The sequence below is a fragment of the Streptomyces sp. genome, from assembly GCF_031181705.1.
Taxonomy (GTDB): domain Bacteria; phylum Actinomycetota; class Actinomycetes; order Streptomycetales; family Streptomycetaceae; genus Streptomyces.
Map to the genome: position 1 here is coordinate 1 of NZ_JAPSKN010000078.1, position 15,142 is coordinate 15,142.

The 15,142-nt window shown below is 73.5% G+C and carries 15 protein-coding genes and 2 pseudogenes; 10 read left to right on the top strand and 7 right to left on the bottom strand.

Annotation, left to right across the window (positions count from 1 at the left end):
* The 3 genes and pseudogenes from RIN80_RS16385 to RIN80_RS16395 form a co-directional block, all read left to right on the top strand.
* Window positions 1–346: Dyp-type peroxidase (locus RIN80_RS16385; RefSeq protein WP_309096339.1), on the top strand; the 346-nt coding region annotated here is incomplete at its 5' end.
* A gap of 4 nt (window positions 347–350) precedes the next feature.
* Window positions 351–1,283 (top strand): annotated as a pseudogene (gene efeU / locus RIN80_RS16390) (iron uptake transporter permease EfeU); the annotation flags it as partial.
* The gene (locus RIN80_RS16395) at window positions 1,246–2,238 is read left to right on the top strand and encodes a hypothetical protein (protein ID WP_309096341.1); all 993 of its coding nucleotides are present in this window, start codon (window positions 1,246–1,248) and stop codon (window positions 2,236–2,238) included. The pseudogene efeU and the gene RIN80_RS16395, both read left to right, overlap by 38 nt.
* Before the next feature lie 16 nt (window positions 2,239–2,254).
* On the opposite strand, the gene RIN80_RS16400 is transcribed toward RIN80_RS16395, so the two are convergent.
* Window positions 2,255–2,986 (bottom strand): bifunctional DNA primase/polymerase, encoded by a 732-nt coding sequence (locus RIN80_RS16400; RefSeq protein ID WP_309096342.1) that lies wholly within the window; start codon window positions 2,984–2,986, stop codon window positions 2,255–2,257.
* A 249-nt stretch (window positions 2,987–3,235) separates the two neighbouring features.
* Here RIN80_RS16400 and RIN80_RS16405 point away from each other — a divergent pair, with 249 nt between their 5' ends.
* A complete protein-coding gene (locus RIN80_RS16405; RefSeq protein ID WP_309096343.1) occupies window positions 3,236–4,093 on the top strand; it encodes a glycerophosphodiester phosphodiesterase in 858 nt (285 codons plus the stop codon).
* Here the strand turns inward: RIN80_RS16405 and RIN80_RS16410 are convergent.
* Window positions 4,072–4,719, bottom strand: coding sequence for a TetR/AcrR family transcriptional regulator (locus tag RIN80_RS16410; protein WP_309096344.1), 648 nt, complete (start codon window positions 4,717–4,719; stop codon window positions 4,072–4,074). The genes RIN80_RS16405 and RIN80_RS16410 overlap by 22 nt on opposite strands.
* A gap of 105 nt (window positions 4,720–4,824) precedes the next feature.
* Between RIN80_RS16410 and RIN80_RS16415 the strand changes: the two genes are divergently transcribed.
* Window positions 4,825–5,031: a DUF6243 family protein gene (locus tag RIN80_RS16415; RefSeq protein ID WP_309096345.1), complete on the top strand. Its 207-nt coding sequence runs from the start codon at window positions 4,825–4,827 to the stop codon at window positions 5,029–5,031.
* A gap of 269 nt (window positions 5,032–5,300) precedes the next feature.
* Here RIN80_RS16415 and RIN80_RS16420 read toward each other — a convergent pair whose 3' ends face one another.
* The 3 genes from RIN80_RS16420 to RIN80_RS16430 all read right to left on the bottom strand — a co-directional run bounded on the left by RIN80_RS16420 (window position 5,301) and on the right by RIN80_RS16430 (window position 8,884).
* A complete protein-coding gene (locus RIN80_RS16420) occupies window positions 5,301–6,296 on the bottom strand; it encodes a small ribosomal subunit Rsm22 family protein (protein WP_309096346.1) in 996 nt (331 codons plus the stop codon).
* Window positions 6,297–6,458: 162 nt separating this feature from the next.
* Entirely contained in the window at window positions 6,459–7,634 is a 1,176-nt protein-coding gene (locus RIN80_RS16425; protein WP_309096347.1) for a serine hydrolase domain-containing protein, read from the bottom strand.
* Window positions 7,586–8,884 (bottom strand): multidrug effflux MFS transporter, encoded by a 1,299-nt coding sequence (locus RIN80_RS16430; RefSeq protein ID WP_309096348.1) that lies wholly within the window; start codon window positions 8,882–8,884, stop codon window positions 7,586–7,588. Before RIN80_RS16430 ends, RIN80_RS16425 begins: the two co-directional genes overlap by 49 nt.
* Window positions 8,885–8,969: 85 nt before the next feature.
* Between RIN80_RS16430 and RIN80_RS16435 the strand changes: the two genes are divergently transcribed.
* Window positions 8,970–10,016, top strand: a complete 1,047-nt coding sequence (locus RIN80_RS16435; RefSeq protein ID WP_309096349.1) for a Gfo/Idh/MocA family oxidoreductase — start codon at window positions 8,970–8,972, stop codon at window positions 10,014–10,016.
* Here the strand turns inward: RIN80_RS16435 and RIN80_RS16440 are convergent.
* Window positions 10,003–11,643 (bottom strand): alkaline phosphatase D family protein, encoded by a 1,641-nt coding sequence (locus RIN80_RS16440; protein ID WP_309096350.1) that lies wholly within the window; start codon window positions 11,641–11,643, stop codon window positions 10,003–10,005. The genes RIN80_RS16435 and RIN80_RS16440 overlap by 14 nt on opposite strands.
* 134 nt (window positions 11,644–11,777) lie before the next feature.
* Between RIN80_RS16440 and RIN80_RS16445 the strand changes: the two genes are divergently transcribed.
* A complete protein-coding gene (locus RIN80_RS16445) occupies window positions 11,778–12,536 on the top strand; it encodes an SDR family oxidoreductase (RefSeq protein ID WP_309096351.1) in 759 nt (252 codons plus the stop codon).
* 250 nt (window positions 12,537–12,786) lie between these two features.
* Here the strand turns inward: RIN80_RS16445 and RIN80_RS16450 are convergent, their stop codons facing one another.
* On the bottom strand, window positions 12,787–13,113 hold the full coding sequence (locus RIN80_RS16450; protein ID WP_309096352.1) for a nuclear transport factor 2 family protein: 327 nt from the start codon (window positions 13,111–13,113) through the stop codon (window positions 12,787–12,789).
* 167 nt (window positions 13,114–13,280) lie between these two features.
* Here RIN80_RS16450 and RIN80_RS16455 point away from each other — a divergent pair, with 167 nt between their 5' ends.
* From RIN80_RS16455 to RIN80_RS16465, 3 genes and pseudogenes are all read left to right on the top strand, one after another.
* The gene (locus RIN80_RS16455) at window positions 13,281–13,847 is read left to right on the top strand and encodes a DoxX family protein (protein WP_309096353.1); all 567 of its coding nucleotides are present in this window, start codon (window positions 13,281–13,283) and stop codon (window positions 13,845–13,847) included.
* 64 nt (window positions 13,848–13,911) lie between these two features.
* The gene (locus RIN80_RS16460; RefSeq protein WP_309096354.1) at window positions 13,912–14,265 is read left to right on the top strand and encodes a MazG-like family protein; all 354 of its coding nucleotides are present in this window, start codon (window positions 13,912–13,914) and stop codon (window positions 14,263–14,265) included.
* Window positions 14,266–14,438: 173 nt separating this feature from the next.
* A pseudogene (locus tag RIN80_RS16465) lies at window positions 14,439–14,918 on the top strand (MFS transporter); the annotation flags it as partial.
* Between the last annotated feature and the right edge of the window lie 224 nt (window positions 14,919–15,142).

The window sequence follows — 15,142 nt, forward strand, 5'->3', positions numbered from 1 at the left end:
GGTCGGCAGGGCCAAGGAGCGCGACGAGCCGTTCCTGAAGGCGATGAAGCCCGACGCGCACGTGCGGCTCGCGCACCCCGACTCCAACCAGGGGGCGACGATCCTGCGCCGCGGCTACTCCTTCACCGACGGCACGGACGGCCTGGGCCGGCTGGACGCGGGCCTGTTCTTCCTGGCCTACCAGCGCGACGTCCGCAAGGGGTTCATCCCGATCCAGCGCAACCTGGCGACGGACGCGCTCAACGAGTACATCCAGCACGTCGGTTCGGCGCTCTTCGCCATCCCGCCGGGCGTCCGCGACCAGGACGACTGGTGGGGCCGGACGCTGTTCTCCGAGGAGGCCTAGGCCCGTGTTCTCCAACTACCTGATCGGTCTGCGCGAGGGTCTGGAGGCGAGCCTGGTCGTCTGCATCCTCATCGCCTACCTCGTCAAGACCGGGCGCAGGGACGCGCTGAAGGCGATCTGGACGGGCATCGGCGTCGCCGTGGCGCTCGCGCTCGGCTTCGGCTGCGCCCTCGAATTCGGCTCCCAGGAGCTGACGTTCCAGGCGCAGGAGGCGCTCGGCGGCTCGCTGTCGGTCCTCGCGGTCGGCCTGGTGACGTGGATGGTGTTCTGGATGCGCCGCACGGCCCGGCACCTGAGGTCGGAGCTGCACGGCAGGCTGGACGCGGCCCTGGCGATGGGCACGGGCGCGCTGGTGGCCACGGCGTTCCTGGCGGTCGGCCGGGAGGGCCTGGAGACGGCCCTGTTCGTCTGGGCGTCGGTCCACGCGGCGAGCGACGGCACGCCGCGCCCCCTGCTGGGCGTCGCCCTGGGCCTGCTGACGGCGGTCCTGCTGGGCTGGCTGTTCTACCGGGGCGCCCTGCGCATCGACTTGTCCAGGTTCTTCACCTGCACCGGCGCCATGCTGGTGGTGGTCGCGGCGGGTGTCCTGGCGTACGGCTTCCACGACCTGCAGGAGGCCGACTTCCTGCCCGGCCTCAACGACAAGGCCTTCGACATCTCCGGCACGATCCCCCCGGACAGCTGGTACGGCACGCTCCTGAAGGGCGTCCTCAACTTCCAGCCGGACCCGACGATCCTCCAAGTCACCGTCTGGATCCTGTACTTGGTCCCCACCCTGGCCCTCTTCCTCGCCCCGGCCAGGGTGCGGACGGAACCGGTGGGCGACCGGGCCTGACGCCGTACCCGCCGGAGGCACCCGGTAGGGTTCGCCTCCGGAAAGGGGAAGGTGAAGGAACCCGATGAGCAGGGATCGCGACCCTCGAACGCTCCGCAGGCCCGCCCGGAGCGCCCTCATAGCAACGTCGGTGACCGCTTTGTCGCTGACGACCGGCGGATGCGTCGTCGTGCACGGCGAGCGGGAGATCCTCCCGTCCACCACCCGCGCCGAAGCCGCCGAGGCCCTCCGGCAGTTCACGACCGCGTACAACGAGGCCGACAAGGCCTACGACCCCGCCCTGGACGCCGACCACACCACGGGCGCCCTCGCCGACATCGACTCGGCCCGCCTGGAGGCCGGCCGGGCGAACAACCCGGGCGGCAACCCGAACCACACCCCCCTGAAGCTGACGGACGCGAAGTTCACCATCCCGAAGAAGGCCGGCTGGCCCCGCTGGTTCCTCGTCGACGCCGCCGGCAACAAGGGCGGCACCGCCCGCTGGCTCCTGGTGTTCACCCGCAGCAGCCTCGACGCCCCGTTCCAGGTGGCGTACCTGACGCTCGTCGCCCCGGGCAAGGTCCCTCAGTTCAGGAAGGACGCGGACGGCTGGGCCGAGGCCGTACCCGCGGACTCGGCCGGCCTGGCCGCCGCTCCGGACGAGCTGAGCCGGCGCTACAGCACGTATCTGGAGAACGGCGGCGCGACCTTCTCGGACGGCCCGCACACCACGCAGTGGCGCGCCCTGCGCCAGAAGAACGCCAAGAAGCCGGGCCTGGTCACCCAGTACATCGACGAGCCGCTGACGAACGGCGACTACGCGCCGCTGGCCCTGCGCACGACGGACGGCGGGGCGCTGGTGTTCTTCACCACGCGCCACTACGAGAAGCAGACGGCCGCCGCGGGCACGACGGTCCCCGCCCCGAACAAGGACGTGCTCGCCCTGACGAAGGGTGAGATCAAGCAGTCCCTCACGATGGAGTTCGTCTCCAACGAGGTGGCGCTGGCACCCGAGGGCCAGGGCAGGGTGACGATCCTGGGCAGGATCCAGGGCCTGACGTCGGCGGAGGGCTCGTAGCGGCCCGGGGAGGCGCTCAGTGCCGCAGGGGCCAGGCCGCCCGCTGGTCGGTGTCCTCACCGGCGTAGCGGGCGCAGACCTCGGTGAGCACCTCCAGCAGGCTCAGCGGATCCGGCAGCGCGTGCTCGGGCCCGCGCACCCACCGCACCGACTGGTCCTCACCGGGCAGCCGGGCCGGCGGTACGAGGACGTAGGAGCCGCGGCAGTGCCAGCGCAGCCCGGGGTGTTCGTCCATCGTCTCGGGGTGGCAGTCCAGCTCGCACGGCCACCACTCGTCCTCGTCCTCGGGCGTACCGCGCGTGAGGGTGAAGAAGAGCATGCGCCCGTCGTCGCTCTCGGCGACCGGCCCGACCTCCACCCCCTCGGAGAGCAGCCGCTCCAACGCGACGCGACCGGCGTCGAGGGGCACGTCGAGGACGTCGTGCACCATGCCGGTCGCGGTGATGAAGTTGGCCTGCGGCTGATGGCGGGCCCAGCGCTCGATCTGGGCGCGCTCGGTGGTGGACTGCGTCTGCCAGGCGAAGGACACCGGGTGCCGGGCGGGGGTGGGACAGCCGACGCGGTCGCAGGAGCAGCGGTACCCGGCCGGGTGGGCGGCGGGCGCGAGGGGCAGTCCCGCGCCGGCGGCGGCGAGCAGCAGGGCCTCACGGCCGCCGTCCCCGGCGGTCTCCTTGGGCCGGCGCCCCGCGCGCAGCCACTGGGTGAGTTTGCCCTGCAGGCCGGTCCGGCCGCCGAACTCCGCGCTCATCTATCCCCTCGCCTCGCCGTCGTGCGGAACAGCATGCCCTAGTGTCCCATCTTCCCGCGCACCGGGGGGCCAGTGCCCACATCCGGGGCATGAGGGCCGAGACGTGGACCGGTGGGGCGAGACACGGACCGGTGGGGCGAGCAGCGCACGGACGGGCGAGGCATATGCCACGGGACGAAAGGGTGCGCGGTTCCGCCATCGGGTGTCATTGACCGCTTTGCCAGGACATGGCGCCCTACCGTGGTCACCATGGTCACAAGCATCGCGCTGACGGCCCTGGCCACCGCGGCGTCCGTGGTCTCACTCGCCCTCACGGGCCCCGGCGGCCGCGCCCCGGCCCCGCTGGAGTGGGGCGGGGGCCCGCTGACCGTGGCGGCGCTCCCCCGGATCACCTACGTCGCCCACCGCGGCGGCGCCCGCGAGGTCCCGGAGAACAGCATGGCGGGCCTGATGGCGGCCTACGCGCGCGGTACGGCGCAGGTGCTGGACTTCGACACCCGGCTGCTGCGCGACGGCACCCCGGTGGTGTTCCACGACGAGACGCTGAACCGCACGACCTACCTGGGCGGCGCGGTGCGCGGCCTGGACGCGAAGGAGTGGCGGGGCGTGCGGCTGCGCCCGAAGGACCGGCTCCCCGGGAGCTGGCGGTCGGAGCGGCCGCCGACGGTCGCCGAGGTGCTGGACCGTTTCGGCGGCCGGATCGTGCTGATGCTGGAGGCCAAGGACCCGCGCGGCCTGGACCGGCTGGCCGCCCTGATCCGGGCCCGGGGCCTGACCCGCTCGGTGTTCGTGAACTCCAACGACCCCGAGGTGGCCCGGCGCGCACACCGCCTCGGTCTGCTCGCCCAGGTGTGGCGCTCGGCGGAGCAGCTGCGCACGGACCGCCCCGAGCGCTGGCGGTCGTTCGTCGACCTGCTGGACGTGGACCACCGGGCGCGCGACGCGGACCTGCTGCGGGCGGTGCGGTCGGGGATCCCGCGGGTGTGGGCGCACACGGTGGTGACGGACGCCCAGCGGGACCGGGTGCTGGCGCTGGGCTGCGACGGCGTCATCACGGACGCGCCGGGGCGGCTGGCCCGGGCCGCTCAGCGGGGCGCCAGGCCCTGAAGGGCGTAGTCGACGAGGGTGTCGGTGTACTCGTGGGAGATCGGGCCGGTGTGCTGGAGCCAGCGCTGGGCGAGCGGGGAGATGAAGAACTCCAGGGCGATGCGCAGGTCGAGGTCCTCGCGGACCTGCCCGGCGGCCTGGGCGGCGCGCAGCCGGTCCATGTAGAGGTCGAGTGAGGGCTGCATCAGCTTGCCCACGAGCTCGCGCCCGAGCTGCTCGTCGACGACGCCCTCGGCGGCCAGCGCGCGGGACGGCGCCTCGAAGCGCGGGTCGCGCAGTTCGTCGACGGTGGCGCGCAGGACGGCCTTGATGTCGGCGGCGACGTCCCCGGTGTCGGGGAAGGTGTACGTCACCGGCCCCGAGGCCGCCTCCCGCTGGGACCGTTCGGCCAGGTCGAGGAAGGCCTCCATCAGCACGTCCGCCTTCGAGGACCACCACCGGTAGATGGTCTGCTTCCCGACGCCGGCGCGGGCGGCGATGCCCTCGATGGTGGTCTTCGGGTAGCCGACCTCGACGACGAGGGCGAGGGCGGCGTCGTAGATGGCGCGGCGGGACCTCTCGCTGCGCCGGGTGGAGTCGGGGGCGGACTTGCCGGGGGTGGGCTGGGCTGACTTCTGGGCGGCCATGGGTCGAATTTATCAGGTTGACAAGACGGAGCGTCTCGCGAACAGTGGGACGGCAACAGCGAGACGAACCGTCTCGTTTTCTTGATGGCCAGGAAGGAGCCCGACATGGCCCGAGGTGGAGCCGGAAACATGCTGGGGGTCGGCGGTTCGCGCAAGAACCTCGGCCGTGAGGCCCTGCGGGGCGGCGGCCGGGGCGGCCGGGTCGGCGGCGGGCTCGATCCGCAGGCCCAGAAGCGCGAACTGCTGCGCAAGCTCCAGGAGAAGCGACAGCAGCGACGGCGGGAGGGCGATACGGCCGAGCCGTCGGCGTGAGCCTCCCCGCCCGGGGGAGGGCATCCCCTCGCGGGCGGGATCCCTCCGGGAGGTCCGGCGGATGCACCGGGGCGGTCGCGGCGGCGCGACCGCCACCGGGCACCGCGGACACCCGGACCCCGTGCGCGTGTCGACGTGCTGTGGGTGCCGGGCGGCCACCACGGCGTGGACATCGCGGACCCTGTCACCCGCCGACCGGACGCGGGCACAGGACGCGCGCTGGTGCGCTGGGCGGGCCGGAGCTGGCGCACCCGCAGGCCGCGGCCGGGTCACTCGGCGGGGCCGGGGGGCGGCCAGGGGTCTCCCCAGTCGGCGTCCCGGGCCGCCTTGTAGAGGTCCCCGTGGCGTTTGGTGACCGTGGCGCGGCGCAGGGACGGCTCCGTCTCGCACAGGTCGAGCAGGACCTGGCCCTTGCGGATCTGCGGGCGCCGCACGACTCGGGAGGGAGCCGGTCCGACGGGGAAGCGGGCGGCGGCGACGTAGCTGAACTTCTCGTCCTCGTAGGCCAGGGAGCCGCCCTTGACCTGGCGGTGCAGGGAGGAGCGGCTGACCCGGGCGGAGAAGTGGCACCAGTCCGTGCCCGGGGCGATGGGACAGGCGGCGCTGTGCGGGCAGGGAGCGGCGATCCGGAAGCCGGCGCCGATCAGGCGGTCGCGGGCCTCGATGACCCGGGCGTAGCCGTCGGGGGTGCCCGGTTCGACGATCACGACGGCCCGGGCGGCGGCCGCGGCGGCGTCGACGAGGGCGGTGCGGTCGGGGGCGGTCAGCTCGTTGAGGACGTACGAGACCGTGACGAGATCAGTGCTCTCCAGGGAGAGCGCCGCTCCGATCCGAGAGCGCTGCCAGCGGACATCGCGCAAGGCGGGCCGGGCCGCGGCGATCTCCCGGCCGAGGGCGAGGGCCGGCTCGGCCCAGTCGAGCACGGTGACGGGCCGCTCCCCGTCCCAGGTCGCGCTCACGGCCCAGGCCGCGGCGCCCGTGCCGCCGCCGACGTCGGTGTGCGATCCGGGCACCCATCCGGGCGCGGCCTCGGCGAACGCCTCCAGCGCCGACCGCACCGCCTCGAAGGTCGCGGGCATCCGGTAGGCGGCGTAGGCGGCGACGTCGGCCCGGTCCCGCAGGATCGGCGCGTCGGTCGGGGTGGCCCCCCGGTAGTTGCTGATCAGCCGCTCCACGGCCTGCGCGGCCTGCCGGGGCGGCAGCCCGTCGAGCAGACCGGCGAGGGAGGCGCGGAGGGAGTCGGCCGGGGGTACGGGGGCGTTCACCCGGAGATTCTACGAGGGCGCCGGGGGTGCGGGGCTCCCCGCCCGCCCGCCGTCCGGCACACGCGCGTCGCTGAGCGGGCCCCTGGAAGACCGACGAAGCCGACGTGGATCGCGGCGCCGGAGCCAGGTGGGAAGGGCGGGTGTGGGGCAGTCCCCCGCCCCTCACCTCCCCCGCACAGCCTGGGCCACCCGCGTCCCCGCCGCTGCCCTCGGGGCGTTGTCCGGGCGTCTGCGGCGGGGGTGGACCGTGTTGGTGAGGAGGATCAGGAACGTGTCCGTGGCCGGGTCGAGGACCAGGGACGTGCCCGTGAAGCCCGTGTGGCCCGCCGCGCCGCGGCCCGCGAGGTCGCCCATGAACCAGGGCTGGTCGAGGGTGAAGCCGAGGCCGGGCGGGGTGAAGAGGAGTTCGACGAAGTCGGGGCCGAGGATGCGGGCGGGGCCGTAGGAGCCGCCGGCCAGGAGGGCGCGGCAGAACACCGCGAGGTCGCGGCCCGTGGAGAACAGGCCCGCGTGGCCCGCCACTCCCCCGAGCGCCCAGGCGTTCTCGTCGTGCACCTCGCCCCGCAGCATGCCGCGGTCCGCCTTGGCCCAGGGCCGGCGCTGGTCCTCCGTCGCCGCGGCGCCCGGGCACGGCCCGAAGTCGGTCGCCGTCATGCCCAGGGGCCGGGTGATGCCGTCGTGGATCAGGACGTCGAGGGTGCGGCCGGTGAGGCGTTCCAGGACGTGCTGGAGGAGGAGCATGTTGAGGTCGGAGTAGCGGTAGGTGCCGGGCGTCCCGGCCGGCGCCTCCGCCTGGAGTGCCGCGAGGCGTTCGGCGTCGTCGGCGCAGTCGTACAGGGGGAGTTCGGGGCGCAGCCCGGACGTGTGGGTGAGGAGCTGGCGGACGGTGATGCCGTGCCGGGCCGCCGCCGTGAAGTCCGGCAGGTACGCGCCGACCCTCGCGTCGATGCCCAGCGTGCCGCGCTCGATCTGCTGCACGGCGGCGACCGAGGTGAACAGTTTGGTGAGGGACGCCAGGTCGAAGGGTGTGGCGACGGTCATCGGGACCCGCTCCCCGGGGGGCAGTTCCACGCCGGCGTCGGTGGCCTCGTCGTAGGCCGCGTAGCGGACGGCCCAGCCCGCGGCCTCCTCGACGGCGATCACCGGGCCGCGTCCGACGACCAGGACCGCGCCGGGTGTCCAGGGGCGCTGCCCGGTGGTGAGGACGTGGACCTCCCGGACGAGGTGACGCAGTTCCGCGGGGTCGAGTCCGGCCCGTTCCGGCGTGCCGTCGCGCAGTCTCGGTGCGCTCAGCTGTCCGCTCCCTCCACACTCGCGCGGGTCCTCCAGGGTCGGCACATTCCCATGAAGCAGGCCAGTGCCACCAGTGCGGCGGCCAGTTGGACGACGGCCATCGGGAGGGCGGTGTCCTCCCCGGCGACGCCGACCAGCGGGGACGCGATCGCCCCGATGAGGAAGGAGGTCGTGCCGAGCAGGGCGGAGGCGGAGCCGGCGGCGTGCCTGGTGCGCATCAGGGCGAGCGCCTGGGTGTTGGGCAGGGTGATGCCCATCGCCGACATCAGCACGAACAGCGCGACGGCCACGGGCGCGAGCCCGACCTCGCCGAACACGCCCAGGGACATCAGCAGCAGCGCGGTCGCGGCGGTGATGACGACCGCCAGGCCGATGCCCAGCACCCGGTCCAGGCTGACCCGGCCGACCAGGATCTTGCCGTTGATCTGGCCGACGACGACCAGTCCGACCGAGTTGACGCCGAACAGCAGGCTGAACGTCTGCGGGGAGGCGCCGTAGATCTCCTGGACGACGAAGGGGGAGGCGGAGATGTAGGCGAAGAGGGCGGCGAAGGCGAAGCCGCCGGTGAGCATGTAACCCGTGAAGGGGCGGTCCGCCAGCAGGGAGCGCATCGCGCGCAGGGCCTCGCCGACGCCGCCGCTGTGCCGTTCGGCGGGCGGCAGGGTCTCGGGCAGCTTCGTCCAGACCAGGACGCCGATGAGGACGCCGACGACCGTGAGGACGGCGAACACGCCCCGCCAGTCCGTCACGCGCAGCACCTGCCCGCCGATCAGCGGCGCCACGATCGGGGCCACACCGGAGATCAGCATGAGGGTGGAGAAGAAGCGGGCCATGGCCATGCCGTCGTAGAGGTCGCGGACGACGGCCCGGGCGATGACGATCGCGGCGGCTCCCGCGAGGCCCTGGGCGAGCCGGAAGGCGACGAGGGTCTCGACGGTGGGGGCGAGCGCGCACAGGACGGTGGCGACGACGAACACGGCGAGCCCGGCCAGGAGCGGGCGGCGGCGCCCCCAGCGGTCGCTCATCGGCCCGACGACGAGCTGCCCGAGGGCCATGCCGGCGAGGCAGGCGGTGAGGGTGAGCTGGACGGTCGCGGCGGGTGCGTGCAGGGAGCGGGTGACCTCGGGCAGCGACGGGAGGTACATGTCCATCGCCAGGGGCGGTACGGCGGTCAGGCTTCCGAGGAGGAAGGTGACCAGGAGCCCGGTGCGGCGGTGCGGTGTGAGGTCGGGGGCTGCCGTCCCGGTCGCGGCCCCCTGCGCGGTCTTCGATATGGACGCCCCACCCTCGGGCATGAGTCCCTCCCTCTTCGAGCCGATCGCCACCTATGCTCTCAGCTCGTACGGACTGCTAGGGGTCACTAGGCGGAGGCGGGCGGGAATGACGGTGGACACGGTGCGGTGGGGGATCCTGGCGACCGGAGGGATCGCGGCCGCGTTCACCGCGGATCTGATCGACCTGCCCGACGCGGAGGTCGTGGCGGTGGCGTCGCGCTCGCAGGAGCCGGCGGAGGCGTTCGCGGAGCGGTTCGGGATACCCCGGGCCTACGGCGACTGGAACGCGCTCGCGCAGGACGGGGACATCGATGTCGTGTACGTCGCCACGCCGCACACGGCGCACCGGGCGGCGGCCGGGCTGTGTCTGGCGGCCGGGCGGCACGTGCTGTGCGAGAAGCCGTTCACGCTGAACCTGCGCGAGGCGGAGGAACTCGTCGCGCTGGCGCGGGAGCACGGGCGCTTCCTGATGGAGGCGATGTGGATGTACTGCAATCCGCTGGTGCGGCGGCTGAAGGCGCTGGTGGACGACGGGGCGATCGGCGAGGTGCGCAGCGTGCAGGCGGACTTCGGGCTGGCCGGTCCGTTCCCGCCCTCGCACCGGCTGCGCAACCCGGAGCTGGGCGGCGGCGCGCTGCTCGATCTGGGCGTGTACCCGGTGTCGTTCGCGCAGCTGCTGCTCGGGGAGCCGTCGGACATCGCGGCGCGAGCGGTGCTCTCGGAGGAGGGCGTCGATCTCCAGACAGCAGCGGTGCTCTCCTGGGAGAGCGGCGCTCTCGGTTCGGTGCACTGCTCCATCGTGGGCGGGACGGCGACCGCCGCCTCGGTCACCGGGTCCAAGGGCCGGATCGACATCCCGCACGGCTTCTTCTTCCCTGAGGGCTTCGTGCTGCACCGGGACGGCCGCGACGCCGAGGAGTTCACGGCCGACCCGGCGGACGGCCCGCGCAACAGCATGCGCCACGAGGCGCTGGAGGTCATGCGGGCCGTGCGCGCCGGCGAGACCGAGTCGCCGCTCGTCCCGCTCGACGGCACGCTCGCGGTGATGCGGACGCTCGACGCGATCCGGGACCGCGTCGGCGTCCGCTACCCCGGCGAGACCCCGGGTGAGACCCCGGACGAGGGCCGCACGGCGGAACTCACGCCGGCTTGAGCCCCTGCTCCCCCACCTCCGTCACGAAGGACGCGGCCGTCGTGACCGGCGCCCCCTGCCGGGTCACGTACGGCACGGTCTTGAAGTCGGCCCGCGCCGCCTCCCTTCCGAGCTCGACCGTGACGTAGCCGCGCCGGCCGTTGAAGAACTTCAGGTGCGGGTTGGCGGACATGTAGGTGTCCCAGGTGGCGGGCTTGTCGGCGCCGTCCCGGCCGCTGGAGACGGACGTCGCCACGATCTCGGTGCCGAGCGTGGCGGAGGACGGGTCGTCGAAGTCGTCCTTGATGTCGAAGGCGTACGCGGAGTGCACGTCGCCGCTGAGCACCATCAGGTTCTGCACGCCGGCGGCCTTCGCGCCGTCCAGGACGCGGCGGCGGGAGGCGCTGTAGCCGTCCCAGGCGTCCATGGACACCCGGGAGGGGGTGGTGGCGTCCATGTTCCGGCGGGCGAACAGGACCTGCTGCGGTACGACGTTCCACAGCGCCCGCGAGGAGCGCCAGCCGTCGAGCAGCCACCGCTCCTGGCTGGCGCCGGTCATGGTGCGTGCCGGGTCGTCGGACTCGGGGCCGGGCACGTGCGCCTTGTCGCCGTAGGCCTGGTCGGAGCGGTACTGGCGGGTGTCCAGCACGTCGAACTGGGCGAGCCGGCCCCAGGTCAGGCGGCGGTAGAGCCGCATGTCCGGTCCGGCGGGGCGCTGCGGCCGGCGCAGGGGCTGGTTCTCCCAGTAGGCCCGGTAGGCGGAGGCGCGGCGCAGCAGGAACTCCTCCGGCGGGACGCTGTTCTCGGGGACGTCCCCGGCGTAGTTGTTCTCGGTCTCGTGGTCGTCCCAGGTGACGACGAAGGGGTGCGCGGCGTGTGCGGCGCTCAGGTCCGGGTCGGACTTGTAGAGGGCGTACCGCAGACGGTAGTCCTCCAGGGTCAGGGTCTCGCGGGCGAACAGGGCGGGCAGGGTGCGGTCGGTGTACCTGCGCTGGCCGCCCACCGCGTCGACGGCGTACTCGTAGAGGTAGTCGCCCAGGTGGAAGACGAGGTCGACGTCGTCGGCGGCGAGATGGGCGTACGGGGTGTAGTAGCCGTCGTGGTAGGCCTGGCAGGAGACGGCGGCGAGGGTGAGGGACGCCACGCGGCTGCCGGGGCCGGGGGCGGTGCGGGTGCGGCCGGTGGGGCTGATCCAGCGGCCCGTGCGGAAGCGGTAGTAGTAGACGCGGCCGGCCTCCAGGTGGCCCACCTCGACGTGGACGGTGTGGTGGAACTCGGGGTGCGCGGTGGCGGTGCCGCGCCGGGCGATGCGGCGGAACCGCTCGTCGTGGGCCAGCTCCCAGTGCACGGTGACGCGTTCGGCGGGCAGTCCGCTGTCGGCCTGGAACGGCACGGGCGCGAGGCGGGTCCACAGGGTCACCGAGTCCGGCAGGGGGTCGCCCGAGGCGACGCCCAGTGTGAAGGGGTTCTCGGTGATGCGCGCGGCGTCGAGTTCGGCGGCGGCCGCGACTCCGGGGGCGGGCAGGTTGGTCGAGAAGGCCAGCGCGGCGGCGGCGCCGGTGGTGGTGAGGAAGCGGCGGCGGCCGATGTGGCGGGCCGCGGCGCGGAGTTCGGGGGCGTGCTGGGACGGGTGTGCTGCGGGTGTCATCCGGTCCTCCCCTGGCGAATGGCTGCAGGGGGCATTGGAGTGGCCGGGGACGACACCCGGTTGACACGTACACAGCACTCACATGACGGACGGATGAGTTCCGGATGGCGGACGCTCCCGTACGCTGCGGAGCCATGAACACGAAGGGGAACAAGGTCGCGGTGGTGACCGGCGCGGGCTCCGGCATCGGCCGGGCGGTCGCCGTGGAACTGCTGCGCGCGGGCTGGTCGGTGGTGCTGGCGGGCCGCCGCGCGCAGACGCTTCAGGAGACGGCGGCCCTGGTGCCGCACGGCGCGGCTCTCGCCGTACGGACGGACGTGTCACGACCGGAGGACGTCGACGCCCTCTTCGCCGCCACCGTCGGGCGGTTCGGGCGGGTGGACCTGCTGTTCAACAACGCGGGCACGTTCGGGCCCGGCGGTGTGCCCGTCGAGGACCTGCCCTACGAGGCCTGGCGGCACGTGGTGGACACCAACCTCAACGGGGCGTTCCTGTGCGCGCGGGCGGCGTACCGGCAGATGAAGGAGCAGGATCCGCAGGGCGGACGGATCATCAACAACGGCTCCGTCTCCGCGCACACGCCCCGTCCGCACTCGGTGGCCTACACGGCGACCAAGCACGCCCTGACCGGCCTGACCAAGTCGCTGTCGCTGGACGGGCGGCCGTACCGGATCGCCGTGGGGCAGATCGACATCGGCAACGCGGCGACCGACATGACGGCCGGGATGCAGACGGGAGCCCTGCAGGCGAACGGGGCGGTCACCCCGGAACCGGTGATGGACGTCGCGGACGTGGCCCGCACGGTGCGGCACATGGCGGAGCTGCCGCTGGAGGCGAATGTGCAGTTCGCGACCGTGCTGGCCACGGCGATGCCGTACGTCGGGCGCGGCTGAGCCCCGCAGGGCGCGCCGGCCAAGTCGTCAACTCGTCAACCTGCACAAACGGAATAAGTACGTCCGGACCATTGCGGCCGGTCGGGCGCCTATGCTCAACTCTCCTACACCAAAGCTTCACACTTGGAGCAGAGGGCTTCCGTTGGCCACATCCAGGGGGTGGAGGCGGCAGTCGTTCCACGGGACCGGGTGGGGGTGGACCCCGCGAGGGACCGCGGGATGCGCACCGGTGCGTGGAACGACTGTCGCGTCAGGCCTGGCCGGTCTCGAAGCGGGAGATCCTGCCGTCCTCGTCGACGGTGAAGCTCCACCGGGTGCGCATCTCGCCCCAGGTGTCGTTGCTGTAGCGGGCGAGGAGGGACCGGCCGCCGTCGGACTCCTTGTCGACCTCCATGTGGCCGCGGGAGGAGAAGATCTCCCGGTCGACCCAGTCCTCGAGGTCGCGGTCGGACCCGTCGTCCGCCATGGTCGCGCCCGGTGCGAGGAGCTCCATGAAGCTCTCGCGGTCGTGGTTGTTCACGGCGGTCACGAAGGCGCGGACGACCGGGTCGCTCAGGCGCGTGGTCTGAATCGTCATACGCGTCAGCCTCGTCCCGGCCGCCCGGCCACGCCACCGGTGCCACCCGAACGGCGCCCCGGGCGCATCCGTGGGGTGTCGCGCGGTGCCGGAGGTGCGACGGTGGAGACGCGACGAGGGGTGTTCCCCTGTTCCTGCTGTCCGCTCCGGGAGACGACGTGAGGCACGTGAGGCACGCGAGGCACGACCACCGAGGCGATCTGGGCCTGCTGCTGCTCCGGCTGGGAGCGGGGGGCGTGCTGGCCGCCCACGGCGCGCAGAAGCTGTTCGGCTGGTTCGGCGGCCACGGCATCGAGGGCACCGGCCAGTTCATGGAGTCCGTGGGCTACGCCCCGGGCAGGGCGAGCGCGACGGCGGCGGGGCTCGCGGAGACGGGCGGAGGCGCCCTGCTGGCCCTGGGCCTGGCCACGCCCGCGGCCGGCGCGGCGGCGGCCGGGGCGATGGCGGGAGCGGCCGCGGTGCACACCCCGAACGGCTTCTTCAACCAGGGCGGCGGCTACGAGTACGCGGCGACGCTCGGTCTGACGGCCGCCGGCCTGGCCGTCACCGGGCCGGGGCGGTACTCCCTGGACCACGCGCTCGGGCACGCGGTGAACCGGGGCTGGATGATCCCGGCGGCCTTCGCGGCGGCCGCGGCGGGCACCGCCCTGGTCGTCGGGGGGCGGGCCCGGCGGCTGCGGAGGGCCAAGGAGGGTGAGCAGGACGCCCTGTTCGAAGAGGAGTCCATCGCGTAGCGCCGTAGTGCCCCGCGGGGCACGGCCGGGGGCGTTGTCAGACCCGCGTGGCAGGCTGCGGCCCATGAGTGACGACACGCCCCCCGCCCCGCCCGCGCCCGAGCTGTGGGACACCGTCGACGTCCTGTACGCGTGGCTGGACGCGCAGCGCCCGGTCGAGGGCCGCGAGGGCCTGCTGCTGCGCCTGCTGAAACTGAACGAGGAGGTCGGCGAGGTCGCCGAGGCGGTGATCGGCGCGACCGGCCAGAACCCGCGCAAGGGCGTGACGCACAGCTGGGAGGACGTGCAGGCGGAGCTGTGCGACGTCGTCATCACGGCGCTGTTGGCGCTGCGGACGCTGACACCCGAGGCGCGGGAGGTGTTCGCGCACCATCTGGGGCGGGTGGCGGAGCGGTCACTGGCCTCGGCGCGGCAGTGAACGCGCGCCGGCGCGGCCCCCGGTGGGCCCGTTTCCACCCGCCGGCCCGAACACTTCTGCAATGATCGACCGAACGCTCGGGTGGTAGGACGACTGCCTTCGGCCTACCGAGGTTGAGGAGTCCGGTGACGGGGGTGGACTGGAGGTTCCGGTCCCTGGTGGTCGCGCACGCCGTGTCGGCCTACGGGACGTACCTCAATCTGATCGCGCTCAGCCTGTTCTCGTACGAGGTCACGGGCACCGCCCTGGGCGTGGGCGCGGTGATGGCCGTACGGCTGCTGTCCGGTGTCGCGGCCGGGCTCGCCGCGGGGGCGGTGACCGCCAGGGTGACGCGCCGCACGGTCATGGTGACCACCGATCTCGCCCAGACGCTCGCCATGGTGGTGCTCGCGCTGGGGGCCCGGGACATCTCGCCCGGGGTGCTGCTCGGCGCGGTGCTCGTGCTGGGCGCGGGCAACACGCTCTTCAACGTCGCCCTGCGCAGCGCGGTCCCGGTCATGGTCGGGCAGAGCAGCCGCGCCCGGGCCAACGGCGTGCTGGTGACGGCCCGTTCCGTCGCCACGGTGCTGGGCTTCGCGTCGGCCGCGCCGATCATCGCCCTCGGCGGCTTCGGTGTCGCGTTCGCGGTCAACGGCGCGAGCTTCGCGGTGTCGGCGGCGGCGGTGCTGGTGCTGCGGCCACGCACGGACTCGGGCGCCGGGGAGGCGGCTGAGGCGGCGACAGGTGCCTCACCCTCCGGGGCGGGCGGGTCGCCTGGGGCGGGCGACTCGTCCACCGGCGTGGGCGGATCGGCCGACACGGCGGGCGACTCGGAGGCCGGGGTGGGCGGATCGGCCGACACGGCGGGCGACTCGGCAATGGGGGCGGACCAGTCGTC